19 protein-coding genes and 1 riboswitch are annotated in these 22,342 nt (G+C 71.3%); of the genes, 12 read left to right on the forward strand and 7 right to left on the reverse strand.

Annotation, left to right across the window (positions count from 1 at the left end):
* Positions 1 to 147: 147 nt before the first annotated feature.
* Positions 148 to 2,850, forward strand: coding sequence for a phosphoenolpyruvate carboxylase (locus AB0N68_RS14460; protein WP_396654831.1), 2,703 nt, complete (start codon positions 148 to 150; stop codon positions 2,848 to 2,850).
* Between the two features lie 132 nt (positions 2,851 to 2,982).
* Positions 2,983 to 4,353 carry an NADP-specific glutamate dehydrogenase gene (gdhA, locus tag AB0N68_RS14465; protein ID WP_280567457.1) on the forward strand — a complete coding sequence of 457 codons (1,371 nt, stop codon included), beginning with the start codon at positions 2,983 to 2,985 and terminating at the stop codon, positions 4,351 to 4,353.
* A gap of 74 nt (positions 4,354 to 4,427) precedes the next feature.
* Here the strand turns inward: gdhA and AB0N68_RS14470 are convergent, their stop codons facing one another.
* Both AB0N68_RS14470 and mfd read right to left on the reverse strand, forming a co-directional pair.
* A complete protein-coding gene (locus tag AB0N68_RS14470) occupies positions 4,428 to 5,024 on the reverse strand; it encodes a gamma carbonic anhydrase family protein (protein WP_025103909.1) in 597 nt (198 codons plus the stop codon).
* Between the two features lie 145 nt (positions 5,025 to 5,169).
* Positions 5,170 to 8,736, reverse strand: a complete 3,567-nt coding sequence (gene mfd / locus AB0N68_RS14475; RefSeq protein ID WP_313366431.1) for a transcription-repair coupling factor — start codon at positions 8,734 to 8,736, stop codon at positions 5,170 to 5,172.
* A 142-nt stretch (positions 8,737 to 8,878) separates the two neighbouring features.
* Between mfd and AB0N68_RS14480 the strand changes: the two genes are divergently transcribed.
* From AB0N68_RS14480 to AB0N68_RS14510, 7 genes are all read left to right on the forward strand, one after another.
* On the forward strand, positions 8,879 to 9,442 hold the full coding sequence (locus AB0N68_RS14480; protein WP_187663564.1) for a GNAT family N-acetyltransferase: 564 nt from the start codon (positions 8,879 to 8,881) through the stop codon (positions 9,440 to 9,442).
* A gap of 48 nt (positions 9,443 to 9,490) precedes the next feature.
* On the forward strand, positions 9,491 to 10,354 hold the full coding sequence (locus AB0N68_RS14485; protein ID WP_187663563.1) for an Fpg/Nei family DNA glycosylase: 864 nt from the start codon (positions 9,491 to 9,493) through the stop codon (positions 10,352 to 10,354).
* Positions 10,355 to 10,420: 66 nt separating this feature from the next.
* Positions 10,421 to 10,565, forward strand: a riboswitch (FMN riboswitch).
* 66 nt (positions 10,566 to 10,631) lie between these two features.
* Positions 10,632 to 11,690: a bifunctional diaminohydroxyphosphoribosylaminopyrimidine deaminase/5-amino-6-(5-phosphoribosylamino)uracil reductase RibD gene (ribD, locus tag AB0N68_RS14490; RefSeq protein WP_313366430.1), complete on the forward strand. Its 1,059-nt coding sequence runs from the start codon at positions 10,632 to 10,634 to the stop codon at positions 11,688 to 11,690.
* Entirely contained in the window at positions 11,690 to 12,412 is a 723-nt protein-coding gene (locus AB0N68_RS14495) for a riboflavin synthase (protein WP_259952112.1), read from the forward strand. Before ribD ends, AB0N68_RS14495 begins: the two co-directional genes overlap by 1 nt.
* Positions 12,409 to 13,677: a GTP cyclohydrolase II gene (ribA, locus tag AB0N68_RS14500; protein ID WP_187663560.1), complete on the forward strand. Its 1,269-nt coding sequence runs from the start codon at positions 12,409 to 12,411 to the stop codon at positions 13,675 to 13,677. Before AB0N68_RS14495 ends, ribA begins: the two co-directional genes overlap by 4 nt.
* On the forward strand, positions 13,674 to 14,147 hold the full coding sequence (gene ribH / locus AB0N68_RS14505) for a 6,7-dimethyl-8-ribityllumazine synthase (protein ID WP_025103903.1): 474 nt from the start codon (positions 13,674 to 13,676) through the stop codon (positions 14,145 to 14,147). Before ribA ends, ribH begins: the two co-directional genes overlap by 4 nt.
* Positions 14,148 to 14,233: 86 nt before the next feature.
* Positions 14,234 to 14,593 (forward strand): Fe-S protein, encoded by a 360-nt coding sequence (locus tag AB0N68_RS14510; RefSeq protein ID WP_187663559.1) that lies wholly within the window; start codon positions 14,234 to 14,236, stop codon positions 14,591 to 14,593.
* A gap of 8 nt (positions 14,594 to 14,601) precedes the next feature.
* Here AB0N68_RS14510 and AB0N68_RS14515 read toward each other — a convergent pair whose 3' ends face one another.
* Both AB0N68_RS14515 and AB0N68_RS14520 read right to left on the reverse strand, forming a co-directional pair.
* Positions 14,602 to 15,060 carry a GAF domain-containing protein gene (locus AB0N68_RS14515; protein ID WP_280567469.1) on the reverse strand — a complete coding sequence of 153 codons (459 nt, stop codon included), beginning with the start codon at positions 15,058 to 15,060 and terminating at the stop codon, positions 14,602 to 14,604.
* 41 nt (positions 15,061 to 15,101) lie between these two features.
* Entirely contained in the window at positions 15,102 to 15,599 is a 498-nt protein-coding gene (locus AB0N68_RS14520) for a metallophosphoesterase family protein (protein ID WP_280567471.1), read from the reverse strand.
* A 144-nt stretch (positions 15,600 to 15,743) separates the two neighbouring features.
* On the opposite strand from AB0N68_RS14520, the gene AB0N68_RS14525 reads away from it, so the two are divergent.
* A complete protein-coding gene (locus AB0N68_RS14525; protein WP_187663556.1) occupies positions 15,744 to 17,204 on the forward strand; it encodes an MFS transporter in 1,461 nt (486 codons plus the stop codon).
* A gap of 68 nt (positions 17,205 to 17,272) precedes the next feature.
* Here the strand turns inward: AB0N68_RS14525 and AB0N68_RS14530 are convergent, their stop codons facing one another.
* Together AB0N68_RS14530 and AB0N68_RS14535 are read right to left on the reverse strand one after the other, a co-directional pair.
* On the reverse strand, positions 17,273 to 17,659 hold the full coding sequence (locus tag AB0N68_RS14530; RefSeq protein WP_268777808.1) for a type II toxin-antitoxin system VapC family toxin: 387 nt from the start codon (positions 17,657 to 17,659) through the stop codon (positions 17,273 to 17,275).
* Entirely contained in the window at positions 17,656 to 17,901 is a 246-nt protein-coding gene (locus AB0N68_RS14535; protein WP_259952102.1) for a FitA-like ribbon-helix-helix domain-containing protein, read from the reverse strand. Before AB0N68_RS14535 ends, AB0N68_RS14530 begins: the two co-directional genes overlap by 4 nt.
* Before the next feature lie 119 nt (positions 17,902 to 18,020).
* Between AB0N68_RS14535 and AB0N68_RS14540 the strand changes: the two genes are divergently transcribed.
* A complete protein-coding gene (locus tag AB0N68_RS14540) occupies positions 18,021 to 18,227 on the forward strand; it encodes an AsnC family protein (RefSeq protein WP_187663555.1) in 207 nt (68 codons plus the stop codon).
* A 76-nt stretch (positions 18,228 to 18,303) separates the two neighbouring features.
* On the forward strand, positions 18,304 to 20,190 hold the full coding sequence (locus AB0N68_RS14545; RefSeq protein ID WP_280567478.1) for an ABC transporter ATP-binding protein: 1,887 nt from the start codon (positions 18,304 to 18,306) through the stop codon (positions 20,188 to 20,190).
* A 232-nt stretch (positions 20,191 to 20,422) separates the two neighbouring features.
* Here AB0N68_RS14545 and AB0N68_RS14550 read toward each other — a convergent pair whose 3' ends face one another.
* The gene (locus AB0N68_RS14550; RefSeq protein WP_280567481.1) at positions 20,423 to 22,285 is read right to left on the reverse strand and encodes a phosphoenolpyruvate carboxykinase (GTP); all 1,863 of its coding nucleotides are present in this window, start codon (positions 22,283 to 22,285) and stop codon (positions 20,423 to 20,425) included.
* Positions 22,286 to 22,342: the final 57 nt, after the last annotated feature.

Below are 22,342 nucleotides of genomic sequence, written 5' to 3' on the forward strand. Positions count from 1 at the left end.
ACGGTCGTCATGCGTGCGGGACACCCCGATCCACCCGGCTACTCTCGGAGGGTGATCCCCGATTCCCCCGCTTTCTCCGAGCCGACGCCCACCGAGGCCATCCGCGTGATCGGTCGTTTCGAAGCCGGTCGCGGCATCCCCGATGCCATGCGCTCCGACGTGCGGATGCTGGGCCAGCTCCTCGGCCAGGTGCTCCGCGAAGCCGGCGGCGACGACCTCTTCGAGGACGTCGAGCGCCTGCGCCTCGCGACGATCCAGGCCTACGAGGACCACAGCTCGGACGCGTTCGACCGCGCCGCGGCGATCGCCGACTCCTTCACGATCGCCCGCGCCGACGAGGTCGCCAGGGCGTTCACCTGCTACTTCCACCTCGTGAACCTCGCCGAGGAGCACCAGCGCGTGCGCGTGCTCCGGGAGCGGGCGGGACAGCCGAGCCCTTCGACAGGCTCAGGGCCCCAGGGGGGCACGGGCCCTTCGACAGGCTCAGGGACCCAGGGGGGCTCGGGCCCTTCGACAGGCTCGGGCCCTTCGACAGGCTCAGGGACCCAGGCGACGGACACGGTCGCGGGGGCGTATGCGCGGCTGCGCGAGGAGGTCGGCGACGACGAGGCCCGCCGGCGTCTGGACGGCCTGCGCTTCCACCCGGTCTTCACGGCGCACCCGACCGAGGCCCGTCGACGCGCCGTCTCGTCGAGCATCCGCCGCCTCTCCGAGCTGCTCACCCAGCACGACGCGGCGAGCGCCGGCGGCTCCGAGGAGCACCGGGCCCGCCGCCGGATGCTCGAGGAGATCGACACCCTCTGGCGGACGGCGCCGCTGCGCGCACAGAAGCCCTCCCCGACCGACGAGGTGCGCACCGTCATGGGCGTCTTCGACGAGACGCTGTTCACCACGGTCCCGCACGTCTACCGCCGGATCGACGACGCCCTCCGCGGCGAGGAGTCCGGCGCCAGCGCTCCGGTCGTCCCCGCGTTCGTGCGTGTCGGCTCCTGGGTCGGCGGCGACCGCGACGGCAACCCGTTCGTCACCGCCGCCGTGACCCGTGAGGCTTCGCAGATCGCCTCCGACCACGTGCTCCGCGGGCTCGAGCGGGCACTCGACCGGATCGGCCGCACCCTCACGCTCGCCGCCGACGACACCCCGCCCAGCACCGAAGTCATCGCGCTCTGGGAGCGTTTCGCGGCCGCAGAGCCGGCGGTCGCCGACGAACTCGCAGCCCGCTCGCCCGACGAGCCGCACCGCCGTGTCGTCCTCGTCATGGCCCGCCGCGTGGCGGCCACCCGCCGCGGAGACGACGAGGGCTACACCGGTCCCGAAGAGCTGCTCGCGGAGCTGCGCGCCGTGCAGTCCTCCCTCGTCGCCGCCGGAGCCCGCCGCCACGCCTTCGGGGGCGTGCAGCACCTGATCTGGCAGGTCGAGACCTACGGCTTCCACCTCACGGAGCTCGAGGTGCGCCAGCACTCCCAGGTGCACGCGAAGGCTCTGGCCGAGTTGGAGGCCGGCGGGGCGATCAGCACGCAGACGGAGGAGGTGCTGGAGGTGTTCCGCGCGATCGCGGACATCCAGCGCGACCGGGGGCTTCGCGCCGCGGGCCGCTACGTCGTCTCCTTCACACAGGCGGCCTCCGACCTCGCGAACGTGCACCGCCTCGCCCGCCACGCGCTCGGCGACGACGCCCCGGTGCTCGACGTCGTGCCCCTGTTCGAGACCTTCGCCGACCTCCAGGCCGCCCCGGAGATCCTCGCCGAGGCCGTCACCTTCCCCGAGTTCCGCGAGCGGATGGCCGCAACAGGGAACCGGCTGGAGGTCATGCTCGGCTACTCCGACTCCTCCAAGGACGTCGGGCCCGTCGCCGCGAACCTGGCGCTGTACACGGCGCAGGAGAAGATCGCCCGCTGGGCGCAGGAGTCCGGCATCGAACTGACCCTCTTCCACGGCCGCGGCGGTGCGCTCGGCCGCGGCGGCGGTCCCGCGAACTCGGCGATCCTCGCGCAGCCCCCGCACTCGGTCGACGGCCGGTTCAAGCTCACCGAGCAGGGCGAGGTCATCTTCGCCCGCTACGGCGAGCCCGCGATCGCGATGCGGCACATCGACCAGGTCGCCGCGGCGACGCTGCTCGCCTCGTCCCCCACGGTCGAGGAACGCACCAGCAGCGCAGCAGCCCGCTACGCCGATGTCGCCGCAACCATGGACGCCGCCTCGCGCGAGCGGTTCTTCGCGCTCGTCAAGGCCGAGGGCTTCGCCCCGTGGTTCGCCACCGTGACCCCGATGGAGGAGATCGGTTTGCTCGCGCTCGGCTCGCGTCCCGCCCGCCGCGGCCTCTCGGTCGAGTCGCTGGAGGACCTCCGGGCCATCCCCTGGGTGTTCGCGTGGACGCAGGCCCGTATCAACCTCGCGGGCTGGTTCGGGCTCGGCACCGCGCTCGAGGCCGTCGGCGACGAGGAGCTGCTGGCGGAGGCCTACCGCGAGTGGCCGCTGCTGCGCACGATGGTCGACAACGTCGCGATGAGCCTCGCCAAGACCGACGAGCGCATCGCCCGGCAGTACCTCGCCCTCGGCGACCGCGACGACCTCGCCGCCCTGGTGCTCGACGAGCTCGCGCTCACCCGCCGCTGGGTCATCCGCCTCACCGGTGGCGAGGGCCTGCTGGAGAACAAGCCCGTGCTGCAGCGGGCCGTGCAGCTGCGCAGCCCGTACGTCGACGCCCTCTCGCTCCTGCAGCTGCGGGCGCTCCGCGCTCTCCGGTCGGCGCCGGAGCAGCCGGAGGGATCGGGGGCCGACGCCGAACAGCAGCGCCTGCTCCTCCTGTCCGTCAGCGGGGTCGCCGCCGGCCTGCAGAACACCGGGTGACCCGAGCCCTCCCTCCGCGTGCGCGGAGGCCCTCGTCGCCGACGCTAGAGTGAAACCTCCGCCTCACCCGGCTCTGCTTTCGCGCGCGACACGATCGCCCGCACCCCATCCCCCATCAGAAAGCCCTCCCGCGTGACCGTCACCACCCCCACCGACTTCCACCCGCTCGCCGCCTCCGTGCAGCCCGTCTTCGACACGGTGCTGGCACGCAGCCCGCACGAGCCGGAGTTCCACCAGGCCGTCCACGAGGTGCTGCACTCCATCGCCCCGGTGCTGGAGCGCCACCCGGAATACGTGGACGGCGGGATCCTGGAGCGCCTGGTCGAGCCGGAGCGGCAGATCATGTTCCGCGTGCCGTGGGTCGACGATGCCGGAAAGCTGCAGGTCAACCGCGGGTACCGCATCCAGTTCTCCTCCGTGCTCGGCCCGTACAAGGGCGGCCTGCGGTTCCACCCGTCGGTCAACCTCTCGATCATCAAGTTCCTCGGCTTCGAGCAGATCTTCAAGAACGCGCTCACCGGTCAGGGCATCGGCGGCGGCAAGGGCGGCTCCGACTTCGACCCGCACGGGAAGTCCGACGCCGAGGTCATGCGGTTCTGCCAGTCGTTCATGAACGAGCTCTACCGGCACCTCGGCGAGCACACCGACGTCCCCGCGGGTGACATCGGCGTCGGCGGCCGCGAGATCGGCTACCTCTTCGGCCAGTACCGCAAGGTCACCAACCGCCACGAGTCCGGCATGTTCACGGGCAAGGGCACCGGGTGGGGCGGCGCCGAGGTGCGGACGGAGGCCACGGGCTACGGCGCGGTGTTCTTCGCGCAGGAGATGCTCGGCGTGCACGGCGACTCCCTCGAGGGCAAGCGCGTCGGCATCTCAGGCTCCGGCAACGTGGCGATCTACGCGATCCAGAAGGCCGCCCAGCTCGGCGCGACCGCGGTCACGGCGTCCGACTCCTCCGGCTACGTCGTCGACGATGCGGGCATCGATCTCGACCTGCTGCGTCAGCTCAAGGAGGTCGAGCGCGCCCGCATCGTCGAGTATGCGAACCGCCGCCCCAGCGCCCGCTTCGTGGAGAGCGGCAGCGTGTGGGAGGTGCCGGTCGACATCGCGGTGCCCTCCGCCACCCAGAACGAGGTCAGTCTCGCCGATGCGGAGGCCCTGATCGCCAACGGCGTGCGCGCCGTGTCCGAGGGCGCCAACATGCCGTGTGTGCCCGAGGCCGTCGAGGCCTTCCAGAAGGCGGGCGTGCTGTTCGCCCCGGGCAAGGCCGCGAACGCCGGCGGTGTCGCGACCTCGGCGCTGGAGATGAGCCAGAACGCCTCGCGGCAGCGCTGGAGCTTCGGCGACAGCGAGAACAAGCTCCGCGAGATCATGGGCGACATCCACCGTGCCGCCTTCGAGGCCGCCGAGCGTCACGGAGTCCCCGGCGACTACGTGGCCGGCGCCAACATCGCCGGCTTCGAGCGCGTCGCTGCGGCGATGCTCGCCCAGGGCGTCATCTGACCCGGTTCGAATCGCCTGATTGGTCGTGAATCCGGCCGGAATGCGACCAATCGGACGATTCGAAGGGTGTGCGGTCAGACCTGGCGGTCGTCGGCGTGCCGCGCGAGGGAGCTGCCGTAGCGCTCCGTGAGCTGGACCATGAGGTCGGGAGTGTCCCGGTCGACGCCGAAGACGTGTCCGGGGAAGTCGAGCTCGGGCTGTGCCGCCGCGATCTCCGCGTCCCTGTCGGGCGAGAGCAGCTGCACCGGATCCCCCACCGCGACCCAGCCGATCGGCACCACCGTCCCCGACGGCAGCACGGCACGGCGATGCACGATGGCGTTGACCCGCACCTCGCAGCGGTCCCCGACGAGGGCTCCGTTGAAGACCCGGGCCCCGGACGCGAAGAACACCTCCTCGCCCACGGTGGCCCCCGCGATGCTCGCCAGCGTGCCGACGAGGGTGTGCGCCCCGATGTGGACGGCGTTGGCCGCGGTCGCCCTGATCAGCGCGTTCTCCATGACGATGACGTGCGCCCCGAGGGTGATGGGGCCGCCCTCCGCGGTGATGACGGCGCCGTGCAGCACCTGGCAGCCGGGTCCGAGCTCCACGTCGCCGGAGATGACGGCGGTGGGAGCGACGACGGCGGTGTCGTGGATGCGGGGGCGAGCCCCGAGGTGCTCGTACAACATGCGGCCAGACTAGCCCCCGGCGTCTGCGGCGTGCACGACTTCGGAGATCATCACCGACACGCCGGACCCGAGCCGCCGGCGACGGCGTGTCGTCCGCGGGCTCCGCAGTCGTGCACGGCGGAGGCGGCCGCGACCGCCGGCCGGGTCACTCGGGCTTGGCGGGCTCGGGGAAGATGGCGGTGAACAGCTGGTCGACCCAGGCGAGCAGCTCCGCGTCGGGCAGCGGCTCCACGCCCACGCCGACCGCGGCGGGCACCGTGGGCATCGGCACGACGAGAGCCTCCCCGCCGGAGACGAGCTTCGCCTTCGGATAGAGCCGCTGCAGCCGGACCTTGATCGAGTCCTCGAGGCGGGCGGGCGCGAGGCGCAGGTTCGAGCCCATGGCCACGACGTCGGTGAGCCCGGCCCTGGCCGCCCGGCGCCGCAGTCGCGCGATCGACACGAGTCCGGTGACCTCCTCCGGCGGCGTGCCGTACCGGTCGACGAGCTCCTCCACCACGAGGTCGATGGCGTCGTCCTTCGCGGTCGCGGCCGAGGCTGCGGAGAGCTTCTGGTACGCCTCGAGCCGGAGGCGTTCGCTGTCGATGTAGTCCTCCGGTATGCGGGCGTCGAGCGGCAGCTCGAGTCGGAGCTCCTGCCCGGTCTCGACCTCCTCGCCCCGGAAGGTCGCGACGGCCTCGCCGATCATGCGCAGGTAGAGGTCGAAGCCGACCCCCGCGATGTGTCCGGCCTGCTCGGCGCCGAGGAGGTTGCCCGCACCGCGCAGCTCGAGGTCCTTGAGGGCGACCTGCATACCGGAGCCGAGGTCGTTGTTGACCGCGATGGTCTGCAGCCGGTCGGCCGCGGTCTCGCTCAGCGGCTTCATGTCGTCGTAGAGGAAGTACGCGTAGGCGCGCTCCCGTCCGCGACCCACGCGTCCGCGGAGCTGGTGGAGCTGGCTCAGACCGTACTTGTCGGCGCGGTCGATGATGATCGTGTTCGCGTTGGAGATGTCGAGGCCGGTCTCGATGATCGTGGTCGACACCAGGACGTCGAACTTGCGCTCCCAGAAGTCGTCGACGACCTGCTCCAGCGCGTGCTCGCCCATCTGGCCGTGCGCGACGGCGATCCGCGCCTCGGGGACCAGCTCGGCGAGCTCCGCCGCGACGCGCTGGATCGACTGCACGCGGTTGTGCACGAAGAAGACCTGGCCCTCTCGGAGGATCTCGCGGCGGATGGCGGCGGCGATCTGCTTGTCGCTGCGGGGGCCGACGAACGAGAGGATCGGGTGCCGATCCTCCGGCGGCGTGGCGAGGGTCGACATCTCGCGGATGCCGGTGACCGCCATCTCCAGGGTGCGCGGGATCGGGGTGGCGCTCATGGCGAGGATGTCGACGTTGGTCTTCATCTTCTTCAGCGCGTCCTTGTGCTCGACGCCGAACCGCTGCTCCTCGTCGATGATCATGAGGCCGAGGTCCTTGAACAGCACCTGGTCCGTGAGGATGCGGTGCGTGCCGATCACCATGTCCACGGAGCCGTCGAGCAGGCCCTGCAGGGTGAGCCGCGCCTCCTTGTCGGTCTGGAACCGCGACAGCGGCCGCACCTTGACCGGGAACCCGGCGAAGCGCTCCGTGAACGTCTCGAGGTGCTGCTTCACGAGCAGGGTCGTCGGGACGAGCATCGCCACCTGCTTGCCGTCCTGGATGGCCTTGAACGCCGCCCGGACCGCGACCTCGGTCTTGCCGAAGCCGACGTCGCCCGAGAGCAGCCGGTCCATCGGGATCGGCCGCTCCATGTCGGCCTTGATCTCGTCGATGGTCTGCAGCTGGTCGTGGGTCTCCGCGAACGGGAACGCCTCCTCCAGCTCGCGCTGCCAGGGGGTGTCAGGGCCGAAGGCGTACCCCTTGGCGCTCATCCGGGCGGAGTAGAGCTTGACGAGCTCGACGGCGATGTCGCGGACCGCCTTGCGCGCCTTGCCCTTGGCCTGCGCCCAGTCGCTGCCGCCCATCTTCGACAGCGTCGGGGCCTCGCCGCCGACGTACTTCGACAGGAGGTCGAGCTGGTCGGTGGGCACGTACAGCTTGTCGCCGGGGTAGCCGCGCTTGGACGGCGCGTACTCCAGCACGAGGTAGTCGCGGATCGACTTCGCGGCGTTGCGGCCGCCGGTGGAGACCTCGCGCTGGGTCATCTCGACGAACCGGCCGATGCCGTGCGTGGCGTGCACCACGAAGTCGCCCTGCTTGAGCTGCAGCGGGTCGACGACGTTCTTCCGACGGGACGCGAGCTTCTTGACGACGCGCTGGTCGCCGCCGATCGTGCGGCCGTAGAACTCGTTGTCGGTGAGGACGGCGAGCTTCGCCTCGGGCACCTGGAAGCCGGCCTCGACCCCGCCCACCGTGAGGGTCGCGACCCCCGGGTCCGGTGCGTCCGCGATCGACTCCACCACCCGGGCCGCGATGCCGCGGTCGGAGAGCACGTCGCGGGCACGGTCGACGAGGCCGTGTCCGGTCGCGAGGACGACCACCCGCCAGCCGTCGGCGACCTTCGCGTCGACGAAGGCGATCGCGCCGTCGACGTTGCCGTGGAAGGAGGGGATGACGGTGGCCGCCTCGACGCTCTCCGCGGTCGCGTCGCCGATCCCGAAGGGGCTCAGGCGCCACCACACGCCGCCGCGGTCGCGGACGACCTCGCGCAGATCGGCGATGGTGAGGAAGTCGCCGGCGCCGAGGTCGATGGGGGCCGAGGCTCCCGAGGTCGCCGCGCTCCAGGCGGCGTCGAGGAACTCGCGGTTCGTCTCGCCGAGGGTGAGGGCGCGGGCGGTCGAGCGCTCCGGGTCGATGACGGCGGTCGCCGTGCCCTCGGGCAGGTACTCGACGAGCGACTTGAGGGGACCGGCGACCGCGGGCAGCAGCGACTCCATGCCCTCGACCGGGATGCCCTCGGCCATCTTCTCGAGCATGCCGCTGATGGCGGGGAAGCCCCCGATGAGCGCCCTGGCCCGCTCCCGCACCTCGGCGGTGAGCAGGAGCTCGCGGCTGGGCGGGAGGTCGACGCCTGGCACGTCGCCGGGCAGAGAGCGCTGGTCCGCCACGGAGAACGCGCGGATCTGATCGATCTCGTCGCCGAAGAACTCCACGCGGTACGGGTGTTCGGACGTGGGAGGGAAGACGTCGAGGATGCCGCCGCGGACGGCGAACTCGCCCCGTCGCGACACCATGTCGACGCGGGAGTAGGCCCGTTCCACGAGCTGTTCGGCGACGTGGTCGAGCTCGTTGCCGCGGCTGCCCACCGTCAGCTCCAGCGGCACGATGTCGCCGAGGTTCCCGGCGATGGGCTGGAGCGCGGCGCGCACGGAGGCGACGACCACGAGAGGGCGCTCGCCTCTCCATTCGGCGACGCGGCGCAGGGTCTGCAGTCGCAGGCCGACCGTGTCCGGGCTGGGGCTGAGGCGCTCGTGCGGCAGCGTCTCCCAGGCCGGGAAGGTGAGCACCTCGGCATCCGGGACGTAGGTCTCCAGGGCCTGCGCGACCGATTCCGCGCGGCGCCCCGTGGGCACCACGGCCAGCAGCGCCGCCGGGTGGCCGGCCGCCGCACGCTTGGCGAGCAGACCGGCGAGAACGGGCGCGTCGAGCCCGTCGACCAGGCCGAGGTCGGCGTCGGTGTGCGCCCAAGCGAGAGCGTCACGATACAGAGACGCCTCTTCCAAGGCGCGCAGAATCCCCGGAACAGTCACCGGACAAGCCTAATCGCGCCCACGGACACTGCGGTCGACTCTCCCTGTCCCACCCCTTTCCGTGCCTCCCACCCCGTTACGGACGCGCGGAAGGGGCCGGGGCGGACCGAAGGGGCCGGGTCGGGCGTCTTAGGCTGGAGGGATGCCTCCGGTCACCCTCACCACCGCACGACTCGTCCTCCACGCTCCGACGGAGGCCGACGTCGACGCGATCACCGAGGCCTGCCAGGACCCCGAGATCGGGCGGTGGACGACGGTGCCCTCCCCCTACTTCCGCCAGGACGCGGAGGACTTCGTCGCCCTCGTGGAGCAGTGGTGGGAGGACGGCTCGCAGACCGTCTGGGGTGTCTACGCCGACGACGTCCTCGTGGGCATGGTCGGCCTCCACCACATCGGGGAGCATCCGGCCGGGGGTCATGCCGAGCTCGGCTACTGGGTCGTCGCCGACGCACGCGGCCGCGGCTACCTCGTCGAGGCCGCGCGCGCGGTGCTCGACTGGGGTTTCGCGGAGCTCGGCCTCGCCCGAATCCGCTGGCAGGCCGTCGTGGGCAACGTCCCCTCCGCCCGCGCCGCCCGCGCCCTCGGCTTCCGCTTCGAGGGCACCATGCGTCAGGGCCTCACCAGCCAGCGCGGTCGGGACGACGGCTGGCTCGCGGGGCTGCTGCGCGACGACGACCGGACGCCGGTGGAGTGGCCGGTGCTCTGAGCGCACGCCACGCGTGACAGCGTCGGACCCCGGTGACAGGATGGCTGCATGCCTGAGATGCCGGAGGTCGAAGGACTCGTCGCGTTCCTCGGCGAGCGCACCACCGGACGCACCATCACCCGTGCCTCCGTGGCCGCGATCGCCGCGCTGAAGACCTACGACCCGCCGATCTCGGCGCTGGAAGGCGCGTCGATCACCGGGGCGGAGCGCCGCGGCAAGTTCGTCGTGCTGTCCTGCGGGCCCGAGCTGCACCTCGTCTTCCACCTGGCGAAGGCGGGATGGCTGCGCTGGTACGACACCCTGCCCACCACGCTCCTCAAGCCGGGCAAGTCGCCCATCGCGCTGCGGATCGCCCTCGACGACGGCAGTGGCTTCGACCTGACCGAGGCCGGGACGAAGAAGTCGCTCGCCGTGTACGTCGTCCGCGACCCCGCCGAGGTGCCGGGTATCGCCCGCCTCGGCCCCGATCCGCTCGACCCGTCCTTCACCCGCGACGCCTTCGCCGCGCTGCTCGACGACCGCCGGATGCAGATCAAGGGGCTGCTCCGCGACCAGGGCGTCATCGCGGGTATCGGCAACGCCTACTCCGACGAGATCCTGCATGCAGCCCGCATGTCGCCGTATGCCATCGCCGGCACGCTGGACGACGCCGAGATCGACCGGCTGTTCGCGGCGATGCAGGAGACCCTCGCCGAGGCCGTCGCTGCTGCCGCGGGCAAACCTCCGGCCGACCTCAAGGACGCCAAGCGCCGCGGCATGCGGGTACACGCCCGCCGGGGCGAGGCGTGTCCGGTCTGCGGCGACGAGGTGCGCAGCGTCTTCTTCGCCGACCGCTCGCTGGAGTACTGCCCCACCTGTCAGACCGGCGGCAAGGTCCTCGCCGACCGGCGACTGTCCCGCCTGCTCAAGTGAGGGCCGGGCACGGCCCCTGCCACGGAATGAAACGGGCGCAGACGCGTTGAGTACACTCAGAGCAGCAACGTGCTCCGGGGTCGGTGGGAATCCGAACCGGCGGTGACAGTCCGCGAGCGTTCCGAGTGATCGGGATGCCGATCCGGTGGAATTCCGGAACCGACGGTGATGCGAGGGACACCTCGCTAGTCCGGAAGGGAGGCAGCACGAGGCGCACGCGCGTGCGTCCGTTCCGCCAGCCTGCAGCGACCCCGAGCCGCAGAGAGGACGACGACGGATGGCAGTGACCGCGACAGAGCTCCGTGCGATGGATCGTGCGCTCGCCCTCGCGACCCGCGGCCCGCGCGGGGTCAACCCGCAGGTGGGCGCCGTGATCCTCTCCCCCGACGGCGAGGTGCTGGCCGAAGGCTGGCATCGGGGCTCCGGCACCCCGCACGCCGAGGTCGACGCCCTCTCGAAGCTCGCACCGGGCGCTGCACGGGGCGCGACGGCGATCGTGACGCTGGAACCCTGCAACCACACCGGTCGCACCGGCCCCTGCGCGCTCGCGCTCATCGAGGCCGGCGTGACGCGGGTCGTCTACGCGCTCGACGACCCCGGTGAGGTCTCCGGCGGCGGCGCGGAGCGGCTGCGCGCCGCGGGCGTGAGCGTGGAGTCCGGCGAGCGAGCCACCGAGGCCCGCGCCGTGATCGGCGACTGGCTCACCGCGTCGCGCCTCGGCCGTCCGCACGTGACCGTCAAGTGGGCGCAGAGCCTCGACGGCAGGGCTGCGGCGGACGACGGTTCCAGTCAGTGGATCACTGGCCCGGAGGCCCGCGCCGACGTGCACCGGCGACGCGCCCAGGCCGACGCGATCGCGGTGGGTACCGGCACCGTGCTCGCCGACGACCCCGCGCTCACCGCCCGCGCCGGCGACGAGCTCCTGCCGCACCAGCCCGTCCCGGTCGTCATCGGCACCAGGGCCACCCCTGCGGATGCGGCGGTGCATCGTCATCCGCACACGCCGCTGTTCTTCGACACGCACGACCTGTCGGCGGTCCTCGCCGAGCTGCACGCGCGCGGCATCCAGACGCTGTTCGTGGAGGGCGGCCCGACGCTCGCCAGCGCGTTCCTCTCCGCCGGGCTCGCGGACCGCGTGCTCGCATACGTCGCCCCCGTCCTGCTCGGCGGGAGCCGCCTGGCCGTGACCGACGTCGGTGTCCGCTCGATCGACCAGGCACGTCGCCTCGTCGTGGACGAGTGGCTGCCGTTGGGCGCAGACCTGCTCGCGATCGCGCATCCTGCGGACGCGGACGACCCGGACCGCACCGGCCCGGAGAAGGAGGGAACCCTCTGATGTTCACCGGAATCATCGAGGAGATCGGCGAGATCACCGCCATCGCGGAGTCGGGCGACGGCTGGCGCCTCACGGTGCGCGCCCCGAAGGCCGCTGCCGACGCCGTGCACGGCGAGTCGATCGCGGTCTCCGGCGTCTGCCTGACCGTCGTCGGCTCCACCGCCGAGACCTTCGACGCCGACGTCATGAAGCAGACGCTCGACGTCGCGGCCCTCGGAGCGGCGACCGTCGGCACCAGGGTCAACATCGAGAAGGCGATGCCCGTGGGGGCGCGGCTCGGCGGGCACATCGTGCAGGGCCACGTCGACGGCACCGGCACCGTGCTCGAGGTGCGCCCCGGCGCGCAGTGGAGCGTCCTGCGCATCAGCCTTCCCGACGACCTCGCGCCGCTCGTCGTCGACAAGGGCTCCATCTCCGTCGACGGCACTTCGCTGACGGTGAGCGCAGTGAGCCCTTCGACCCCTTCGACAGGCTCAGGGACCCAGGAGGGCTCAGGGACCCAGGAGGGCTCAGGAACCCGGGAGGGCTCAGGGACCCAGGAGGGCTCGGGCACCGGGGGCGGGCACTGGTTCGAGGTGTCGCTCATCCCGGAGACCCTGGCGGCGACCACCCTCGGCACCCGCGCGGTCGGCGACCGCGTGAACCTCGAGACCGACATCCTCGCGCGGCACGTCGAGCGACTGCTCGCATTCCGCGCCGCACCGGAAGGGGGCTCGCGATGAGCCTGGCAACCATCCCCGAAGCCCTGGAGGCGCTGCGCGCAGGACGCCCCGTGCTCGTGGCCGACGACGAGAATCGGGAGAACGAGGGCGACGTCGTCCTCTCCGCCGAACTCGCCACACCCGAGTGGGTCGCCTGGACCGTGCGCTGGTCCTCCGGGTTCATCTGCGCGCCGATGCCCACCGACCTCGCGGACAGCCTCAACCTCCCGCCGATGGTCGCGGCCAGCGAAGACGCGCGCTCCACCGCATACACCGTCAGCGTCGACGCCGCGGAAGGGGTGACGACCGGGATCAGCGCCAGCGACCGCGCCCGCACCCTCAACGTGCTGGCGAACCCCGACTCGACGGCGACGAGCATCATCCGCCCCGGCCATGTGCTCCCGCTCCGGGCCGTGGACGGCGGCGTGCGCGAGCGCAGCGGTCACACCGAGGCCGCGGTCGAGCTCATGAAGCTCGCCGGCCTCCGGCCCGTCGGCGCGATCGCGGAGGTCGTCGCCGAGGACGGCAGCATGATGCGGCTTCCCGGGCTCCTCGAACTCGGCGCCCGCGACGGCGTGCCGGTCATCACGATCGAGCAGCTCATCGCACACCTCAACGAGATCGACCCGGAGGGGGCGACCCCGGCCGCCCAGCGCGGTCGCCGGGTGAGCCTCCGTGCTGACGCCACCGTGCCCACCGACCACGGCACGTTCCGCTTCCTGGCCTACAAGGACCGCGTCACCGGCACCGACCACATCGCGGTCGTATCGGGCGAGCCGACCGAGACCGCCCTCGTGCGCGTGCACTCGGAGTGCCTGACCGGCGAGGCGTTCGGGTCCCAGAAGTGCGAGTGCGGCCCGCAGCTGGATGCCGCGCTGGACGCCATCGACCGCGAGGGCGGCATCGTCATCTACATGCGGGGACACGAGGGCCGAGGCATCGGTCTCATCAACAAGCTGCGCGCCTACAGCCTGCAGGAGGACGGCCTGGACACCGTCGACGCGAACCTGGCACTGGGCCTCCCGGCGGACGCCCGCGACTACGCGGCGGCGGCCGGGATCCTCACCGATCTGGGGGTCTCGAAGGTCCGTTTGCTCACCAACAACACCGACAAGGTGAACAAGCTGCGTGAGCTCGGCCTCGACGTCGTCGAGCAGGTGCCGCTGATCGTGGGCGTGGGACCGAACAACCACCAGTACCTGGAGACCAAGCGCGACCGCATGGGCCACATCATCGGCGAAGCAGAGCTCGCCGAGGCCCTCGCGGCAGGAAAGGACGAGGAATGAGCGGCGCCGGAGCACCCAAGACGGGGAACATCGACGGGCGGGGGCTGGAGGTCGTCGTGATCGCCGGCACCTGGCACGAGGTGATCTCGAACGGCCTGATCGCCGGCGCCCAGCGGGTGCTCGACGAGGCCGGAGCGACGCATCGCCTGGTGCGGGTGCCCGGTTCGTTCGAGCTCGCCGTGGCCGCGCAGGCCGCCTTCGCGGGCGGTGCGGATGCGGTGGTCGCCCTCGGGGTCATCATCCGCGGCGGCACGCCGCACTTCGAGTACGTCTCGGCGGCGGCGACCGACGGCCTCACCCGCGTCTCCCTCGACGCCGGCAAGCCGGTCGGGTTCGGGCTGCTCACGCTCGACGACGAGAAGCAGGGACTGGACCGCGCGGGCCTGGAGGGCTCGAAGGAGGACAAGGGCGCGGAGGCCGCGGACGCGGCGCTGCGCACTGCCCTCGTGATCCGCGAGCTCCGCGGCTGATTCCCCTCCGCCTCGCGCCCGATCGCGGGCGCGAGGTCAGGCGTGCCTTGGTGGCGCGGAATGCCGCGCTCTCGTACGGTGAGGGCATGGAGACCCTGCGCCACATCGTGCTCTTCGTCCACCTCATCGGCTTCGCCGTGCTCTTCGGGGCCTGGGCGGCGCAGGCGTTCGGCGGCAAGCGGGTGTTCACGCGTCTGATGACCATCGGCATGACGATCGCCGCGGTCGCCGGCCTCGCCCTCGCCGCCCCGTGGGGCCTCCCGGAGGGCGTCGAGATGAACTACGCCAAGATCGGCACGAAGCTCGTCATCCTCCTCGTGATCGGCGCCCTGCTCGGCATCGGCACGGCGCGCCAGAAGCGCGACCAGGTCGTGCCGCCCGCGATCTTCTGGCTCGTGGGCATCCTCACGGCCGTGAACGCCGCCATCGCCGCGATCTGGCGCTGACGCGCGGATCAGCGCCGGCTGCGCTCCCAGAGCGCGGACGACTGCTCCCCGGCCCCATCCGTACGGATGCGCTGGCCGTTGCGTCCCCCGCGGGCGAACGTGGCGGTGACGCCCGGCGGGACGTCGGAAGCCGCCACCGGGCTCGACGACCAGGTGCAGGCGCGCACGTGCACGAGGTCTGCCGCCACCGCGGCCGGATCGTCGTCGTAGCGCCACGGTCCCGTCAGCCGCCCGAGCCAGAAGAGTCCGTCGACGTCCCTGGTCCAGACGAGGGTTCCCGTCGGAAGCGCCGCGAAGCGCTCCAGCCGCCGCGCGGCCCGCTCTCCATGGCGGGCGTCGACGGCGGCGAGCGCCGCAGTCAGAGAGCCGGGCGTGCTGTCGAGCCGCCCACCCATGCCGCAGACGCCCTCGGCGAGCGCACGCTCGACCGCGACTCCCGGCGCGACGGCATCGTCGCGAGAGCGCATCGGTGCGCGGTAGGCGAGCGGTTCGCCGGGGCCATCGTCCGTCATGGGAGCGGCACGAGGGTCGCCTCGACATCGCGCCCGTCGACCACGACGCGCATCATCGTGTGCACGGGCTGTCGACGCCGGTCGGTCGGAGAGCCCGGGTTGAGCAGCCGCAGACCGTTCGGCGTGACGGTGTCCCAGGGGATGTGCGAGTGTCCGAAGATCAGCACGTCGACATCGGGGAAGGCGAGATCCATCCGCTTCTCCCGCCCGGTCGCGGCGCCCGTCTCGTGGATGACGGCGACGGCGGTGTCCTCCACGGTGAACCGCGCGATCTCCGGCAGCACCCGGCGGATCTCGGGGCCGTCGTTGTTGCCGTGCACACCGTGGAGCACGCGCGCGCGGGACCGGAGCAGCTCGACGGTGGGGAGATCGACCCAGTCCCCCGCGTGCACGACGACGTCGGCCTCGTCGATGGCCTGCAGCACCGCGTCCGGCAGCCGCTTCGCCCGCTTCGGGACGTGCGTATCGGCGAGGAGCAGCATCCGTGTCGTCATGATCCCCCTCCGGCCGGTCTCCCCCGACTCTACGCGCGGGCACCGACGCCCTCGACCCGGTCCGTCATCAACGTCCAGGGAACTCCCAGGAAGGCGTAGACTCGCCCGAGTCCGCCGGTATACCGGCGGAGGATCGGAGACCCCTTGAGCACCGCCACCACCCCCGCGAACCCCCGCTCGCGCGTCATCACCGCGAGCCTCGTCGGCACCACCATCGAGTTCTACGACTTCTACGTCTATGCGACGGCAGCCGTGCTCGTCTTCCCCACACTCTTCTTCCCGAGCACGAACGACACCGCGTCGCTGCTGTCGTCGTTCGCCGTCTTCGGCGCGGCCATGGTCGCCCGCCCGATCGGCGCCGTCGTCTTCGGGCACTTCGGCGACAAGTTCGGGCGCAAGGCGACCCTCGTCGCCTCGCTCCTCACCATGGGCATCGCGACGTTCGTGATCGGCCTCCTGCCCACGTTCCAGCAGATCGGCTGGGTCGCCCCGCTGCTCCTGCTGATCCTCCGTCTCGCCCAGGGCTTCGCGCTGGGCGGCGAGTGGTCGGGCGCCGCGCTCGTGGCCACCGAGAACGCCCCGAAGGGCAAGCGTGCCTGGTACGGCTCGTTCCCGCAGCTCGGCGCACCGCTCGGCTTCATCATCGCGAACGGCATCTTCCTCGCCATCAACTTCGCCCTCCCGCACCCGGAGGACTCGGCGCTGAAGTCGGAGGCCTTCCTCTCCTGGGGCTGGCGCGTGCCGTTCCTGTTCTCCGCCGTCATGGTCATCATCGGTCTGTGGGTGCGGCTCCGCCTCGTCGAGTCGGACACGTTCAAGAAGGCGGAGAAGACCGGCGCGATCCGCAAGCTCCCGCTCGCGACCGTATTCCGGCACCACTGGAAGCAGCTCATCCTCGGCACGTTCATCATGCTGGCGACGTACGTGCTGTTCTACCTGATGACGAACTTCACGCTCACCTACGGCACGAAGGCCGCCGACCTCGAGACCGCGTCGGCCGCCGCCCGCGCTGCGGCCGAGGCGACCGGCAAGGACTTCGACCCGAGTGTGTTCGCGGCGCAGTTCTACCCGGGCCTCGGCTTCGGCTACACCGACTTCGTACTCATGCAGATCATCGGCGTCGTGTTCTTCGGCATCTTCACATTGCTGTCCGGACCGATCGCCGACGCCATCGGGCGCCGCAAGCTGCTGCTGTGGGTCACCGGACTCATCGTCGTCTTCGGTCTGTCGTTCAACCTCTTCCTGCTGCCGCAGGCCGACCCGAAGTTCACCGGGGCCCTCACCCAGGCTTTCCTCGTGTTCGGCTTCATGCTCATGGGCACGACGTTCGGGCCGATGGGGGCGCTCCTGCCGGAGCTGTTCCCGACGAACGTGCGCTACTCCGGTTCGGCGATCGCGTACAACGTGTCGTCGATCCTCGGAGCGGCCGTGGCGCCGTTCATCGCGGTGGCCCTGTGGGCGGCCGTCGGCGGCGAGCCCTGGCTCGTGGGCCTGTACCTGTCGTCGATGGCGGTGCTGACCTTCATCGCGCTCATCTTCACTCCCGAGACGAAGGACCACGACTACGAGGACGACCTCGGACTCGCCTCCGCCGTCGAGCTCTAGAACCGAGACGAGCGGAACGGCTGCACTCCCTCGGGGGTGCAGCCGTTCTCGTCTTCCTGGTCAGACGCTCACAGCACCACGACATCGCAGTACCGGGTCGCCGTCTTCGCCAGCCGGCGATCGGCCGTGAGCAGTGGGACGTCGAGGGCCTCCGCGAGCGCGACATAACCGGCGTCGTGCGCGGAGACGTCCTCGCGCAGCGACCAGATCCGCGGGATGAGCCGACGCAGCGGATGGCGGGTGATCTGCAGCGCCGCGAACGCCTCGAGGGCCTCACGAGCAGCATGCGCCGGCACCGAATTCCGCATCGTGAGGCGTCGGAGCACGGAGAGGACCTCGATGTCGAGGCCCGCGTGCGCATGGAACCCCTCGCCGTGCGTCCAAACCTCCTCGCCGAGCAGTGCCTCGATCGCCGCCGAGGCATCGAGCACGACCGCCTCGGACGTCCCGCTCACTCCCGCTCGTCCCGTTCACGATCACGGGCGGCGAGGATGCTCTCGCGCGTCAGAGAGACGCCGGCCGCGCGCGCTCGTGCTCGCGACGCCTCGAGGATCTCGGCATTGCTGCGGTAGCGGACGAGGTCTTCCAACTCGCGCGCTACGTAGTCCGACAGGCTCATGCGCTCCGCCGCGGCACGCTCCTTGAGCCGGGCATGCACGTCATCGGGCAGGTTCCTCACTTGCAGCATGCGAGCCATCCTGTCAGCATCGCATGCGCCACACATGCGGACAAGGGCGCCCCTGTGGACAACGCGCACGTCAACACTTCTTGACACCGCCCCAAGCGTCAACGAATATTGACGCGAAGGAGGTCTCCATGTCTCACCCCACCACCATCGCCGCGGCCGAGGGCGGCGAACCCCTCGCCGAGCTCCACCGCCTGGCGGCGCTACGCAAGGAGCTCGCGCGCGCCGAAGAGGCCCAGGTCCGTCGCGCTCGCACGAGCGGCTACTCGTGGCAGGCGATCGCGAGCGCCCTCGGCGTCACCAAGCAGGCGGCACATCGCCGTTTCGGTCGCACCTGAGCCCATACAGCCACCCCATAGGAAATGACCGCGCCCCGAGTACGGTCGAAGTACCATCTCCAGATCGAGGTCCCCCATGTCCCGCACGGCGACAGCACGCCGACGCGGACGGGGCGCACCGGCCGACGGGCCGCGCGCCACCTTCCGCCAGCTCCTCCCCTTCCTCTTCGAGCACAAGCGCACGCTCGTCGTCGTCGCCGTCCTCAGCGTGTTCGGCGCCGCGACCTCGCTCGTGCAGCCCCTCCTCGTAGGACAGGTCATCGAGGCCGTGCAAGCCGACGGCACGATCGGCGTCCTCGTGTGGCTGCTCGTCGGTTTCGTGATCGTGTCGTCGATCATCTCCGGGTTCCAGCACTATCTGCTGCAGCGCACCGGCACCGCGGTCGTCTACTCGAGCCGCCGCAAGCTCATCGCCCGCATCCTGCACCTGCCGACGTCCGAGTTCGACGCACGGCGCACCGGCGATCTCGTCTCCCGCGTCGGCACCGACACCACGCTCCTCTACGCCGTCCTCACGCAGGGGCTCGCCGACGCCGTCGGCAACGTCGTGCTCTTCGCGGGCGCGCTCATCGCGATGCTGCTCATCGACCCCGTTCTGCTCCTGCTCATCGTCCTGGTCATCGGCGTCTCCGTCGTGGTCGTCGTCGCCCTCAGCGGCCGGATCCGGACGGCGTCCACGGCCCAGCAGGAGAAGGTCGGCGAGCTGGCCTCGGGCGTCGAGCGGGCCGTCGGCTCCATCCGCACCATCCGGGCCTCCGGTGCGACCGAACGCGAGACCGCGGCGGTGACGGAGCGGGCCTCCGAGGCGTACGGCATCGGCGTGCGGATCGCGAAGATCTCCTCGCTCGTGGTGCCGGTCGCCGGCATCGCCCTCCAGCTCTCCCTCCTCGTCGTGCTCGGCGTGGGCGGCTTCCGCGTCGCGGCCGGAGCCATCTCGATCGCGGCCCTCATCTCGTTCGTGATGTTCCTCTTCCTGCTGGTGATGCCGCTCGCCTCAACGTTCGGCGCGATCACCTCCGTCAACCAGGCCCTCGGCGCGCTCGGCCGCATCCAGGAGGTGCTCGACCTGCCCACCGAGACCCGGGACGACGCGGCCACCGCCGCGGCCCTGCCCCGTGAGGAGGAACCGGCTCCGGACGCCCCCGCCCTGGAGTTCCGCGACGTGCGCTTCCTCTACCCGGAGAACGTCGTCGCCGCCCGCCGTGCCGCCGCGAGGGAGGCGCAGACCCTGCTCGCCGATGCGCACCTGGAGCAGACCGAGGCCGCACCCGACCCCCAGGACCACGAGGTGCTCCGCGGGGTGTCGTTCGCGGTCCCTCGTGGGGCACGCGTGGCGCTGGTCGGTCCGAGCGGAGCGGGGAAGAGCACGATCCTCTCCCTCATCGAGCGCTTCTACGACCCGACAGGCGGATCCATCCGGTTGAAGGGGCACGACACGCGCACCTATCCGCGGGACGAGCTCCGCGCCCACTTCGGCTACGTCGAGCAGGACGCTCCGACGCTGGCCGGCACCCTCGCCGAGAACCTGCGGCTCGCCTCCCCCGACGCCACGGACGCGGACTGCGAGCGCGTGCTCCGCGCCGTGAACCTCGGCGACGTGCTGGAACGGAACCCGCTTGGCGTCGACGCTCCCGTCGGCGAGGACGGCGTGATGCTCTCCGGCGGCGAGCGGCAGCGGCTCGCGATCGCCCGGGCGCTCCTCACCGACGCCCCGATCCTGCTGCTGGACGAGTCGACCTCCTCGCTCGACGGCGTGAACGAGCAGCGCATGCGCGAGGCCATCGATGCGGTCGCCACAGACCGTACGCTCGTCGTGATCGCCCATCGTCTGTCCACCGTCGTCGACAGCGACCTCATCGTCGTGCTGCAGGACGGCGTGGTCGTGGGACAGGGCACCCACGCCGAGCTCGTGGAGTCGACCCCACTCTACCGTGACCTCGCCCGCCACCAGCTCCTCGCCTGACCCTCCCTGTACACCGCCGAGACCCCGGCTTTCTGCCGAGACCCCACCTTCCGCACGTATGCGGGGCGGGGTCTCGACGCGAAACCGGGGTCTCGGCGGGAGTGGGTGCCACGAAGGCGGGGCGTCGGAGACCACTCAGCCATGGGTTCGTCTCTGATGCCCCGCCTTCGCGGGTAGGGCTCGGCCTGAGGCCGAGGGTGCCGGCTCCCCCGAACCGGCACCGGTCTGGGGGCTACGCCTTCGCGAGGCGGTAGCGCAGCGACGCGAGCTCCGTGCGGAGGGCCGCGGGCACCCGGTCGCCGAAGGTGTCGTAGAACTCCTCCGTGAGGTCGGCCTCGGCCTTCCACGCCTCGGGGTCGACGGAGAAGAGCTCGTCGAGGTCTTCTCCGGGGATGTCGAGCCCGTCGAGGTTGAGGTCCTCCACGCGCGGCAGGCGTCCGATGGGGCTGTCCACCGCCGGCACGTCACCGGCCACGCGGCGGATGATCCAGTCGACGACGCGGGAGTTGTCGCCGAACCCGGGCCAGAGGAACCGGCCGTCGGCACCGCGGCGGAACCAGTTCACCTGGAAGATGCGCGGCGCGCGGTCGAAGCGCAGGCCCCGGCCGACCTTGAGCCAGTGACCGAAGTAGTCGGCCATGTTGTAGCCGCAGAACGGCAGCATCGCGAACGGGTCGCGGCGCAGCTCGCCGACCGTGCCCTCGGCCGCCGCCGTGCGCTCGGAGGAGATGTTCGAGCCGAGGAAGACGCCGTGCGTCCAGTCGGTGGCCTCGACCACGAGCGGCACGTTGCTCGCGCGGCGTCCGCCGAAGAGGATGATGTCGAGCGGCACGGCCTCCTCCCAGTCCTCGGAGATCTGCGGGCACTGAGCCGCCGACACTGTGAAGCGCGAGTTGGGGTGCGCGGCGGGACGACCGGAGTCGGGCGTCCAGTCGTTGCCCTCCCAGTCGATGAGATTCGCGGGCGCCTCGTCGGTCAGGCCCTCCCACCACACGTCGCCGTCGGGGCGGAGCGCGACGTTGGTGAAGATCGTGTTGCCCCACAGCGTCTCGACCGCGGTGACGTTGGTCGACTCACCCGTTCCGGGCGCGACGCCGAAGAAGCCGGCCTCGGGGTTGATGGCCCACAGGCGGCCGTCCTCGCCGGGACGGATCCAGGCGATGTCGTCACCGAGGGTCTCGACCTTCCAGCCGGGGATCGTCGGGCGGAGCATCGCGAGGTTGGTCTTGCCGCAGGCCGACGGGAACGCGGCCGCGACGTGGTAGGCCTTGCCCCGCGGGTCGATCACGCGGATGAGGAGCATGTGCTCGGCGAGCCAGCCCTCATCACGCGCGATCACCGAGGCGATGCGCAGCGCGAAGCACTTCTTCGCCAGGATGGCGTTGCCACCGTAGCCCGAGCCGTACGAGTAGACCTCGAGCGTCTCCGGGAAGTGCACGATGTACTTGTCGTCGTTGCAGGGCCACTCGACGTCCGGTTCGCCGGCCTCCAGCGGAGCACCGACGGAGTGCACCGTCTTGACCCACGGCGCGCCCTCGGCGATCTGGCGGGTGACCTCGTCGCCCACGCGGGTCATGATGCCGATCGATGCGACGGCGTAGGCGCTGTCGGTGATCTGCACGCCGATGTGCGACAGGGGTCCGCCGACGCGACCCATCGAGAACGGCACGACGTACATCGTGCGGCCGCGCATCGAGCCCTCGAAGATCTCGTCCATCTTCGCGCGCATCTCTTCCGGGTCGGCCCAGTTGTTGGTGGGCCCGGCGTCCTCCTCGCGCTCCGAGGCGATGAAGGTGCGGGCTTCGGTGCGGGCGACGTCGCTGGGGTGTGAGCGCGCCAGGTACGAGCCGGGGCGCCACTCGGGGTTCAGCTTGATGAGCTTGCCCTCGTCGACGAGTCCGCGCAGCAGCCAGTCGTTCTCGGCGCGCGAGCCGTCCACCCAGTGCACGGCGTCCGGCTGCGTGAGCGCGCGGATCTCTTCCACCCAGGCGGCGAGCTCGGCCATTGCGGGGGTGTCGTAGGAGGGGGCGGTGCCGAACGTGCGCGTCGGGGTGACAGGGGACGTGCGAGGGGTGAGGACTTCGGCCATGGCCATGACTGCTCCTTCGAAGTGTGGGGCGTTGCTTCCATCTTCTTCGCCCTTGACGCGGAC

The sequence above is a fragment of the Microbacterium meiriae genome (genome assembly GCF_040685015.1).
Classification (GTDB): domain Bacteria; phylum Actinomycetota; class Actinomycetes; order Actinomycetales; family Microbacteriaceae; genus Microbacterium; species Microbacterium meiriae.

What these genes read in the sequence shown, in the direction of transcription:
- AB0N68_RS14485 (WP_187663563.1), top strand. Translation starts at nt 9,491, where the DNA reads ATGCCTGAGATGCCGGAGGTCGAAGGACTCGTCGCGTTCCTCGGCGAG.
- AB0N68_RS14510 (WP_187663559.1), top strand. Translation starts at nt 14,234, where the DNA reads ATGGAGACCCTGCGCCACATCGTGCTCTTCGTCCACCTCATCGGCTTC.
- AB0N68_RS14460 (WP_396654831.1), top strand. Translation starts at nt 148, where the DNA reads ATGCGCTCCGACGTGCGGATGCTGGGCCAGCTCCTCGGCCAGGTGCTC.
- AB0N68_RS14480 (WP_187663564.1), top strand. Translation starts at nt 8,879, where the DNA reads ATGCCTCCGGTCACCCTCACCACCGCACGACTCGTCCTCCACGCTCCG.
- AB0N68_RS14520 (WP_280567471.1), bottom strand. Translation starts at nt 15,599, where the DNA reads ATGACGACACGGATGCTGCTCCTCGCCGATACGCACGTCCCGAAGCGG.
- ribA (WP_187663560.1), top strand. Translation starts at nt 12,409, where the DNA reads ATGAGCCTGGCAACCATCCCCGAAGCCCTGGAGGCGCTGCGCGCAGGA.
- AB0N68_RS14495 (WP_259952112.1), top strand. Translation starts at nt 11,690, where the DNA reads ATGTTCACCGGAATCATCGAGGAGATCGGCGAGATCACCGCCATCGCG.
- AB0N68_RS14550 (WP_280567481.1), bottom strand. Translation starts at nt 22,285, where the DNA reads ATGGCCATGGCCGAAGTCCTCACCCCTCGCACGTCCCCTGTCACCCCG.
- AB0N68_RS14470 (WP_025103909.1), bottom strand. Translation starts at nt 5,024, where the DNA reads ATGTTGTACGAGCACCTCGGGGCTCGCCCCCGCATCCACGACACCGCC.
- AB0N68_RS14535 (WP_259952102.1), bottom strand. Translation starts at nt 17,901, where the DNA reads ATGGCTCGCATGCTGCAAGTGAGGAACCTGCCCGATGACGTGCATGCC.
- AB0N68_RS14545 (WP_280567478.1), top strand. Translation starts at nt 18,304, where the DNA reads ATGTCCCGCACGGCGACAGCACGCCGACGCGGACGGGGCGCACCGGCC.
- AB0N68_RS14515 (WP_280567469.1), bottom strand. Translation starts at nt 15,060, where the DNA reads ATGCGCTCTCGCGACGATGCCGTCGCGCCGGGAGTCGCGGTCGAGCGT.
- ribD (WP_313366430.1), top strand. Translation starts at nt 10,632, where the DNA reads ATGGCAGTGACCGCGACAGAGCTCCGTGCGATGGATCGTGCGCTCGCC.
- ribH (WP_025103903.1), top strand. Translation starts at nt 13,674, where the DNA reads ATGAGCGGCGCCGGAGCACCCAAGACGGGGAACATCGACGGGCGGGGG.
- AB0N68_RS14540 (WP_187663555.1), top strand. Translation starts at nt 18,021, where the DNA reads ATGTCTCACCCCACCACCATCGCCGCGGCCGAGGGCGGCGAACCCCTC.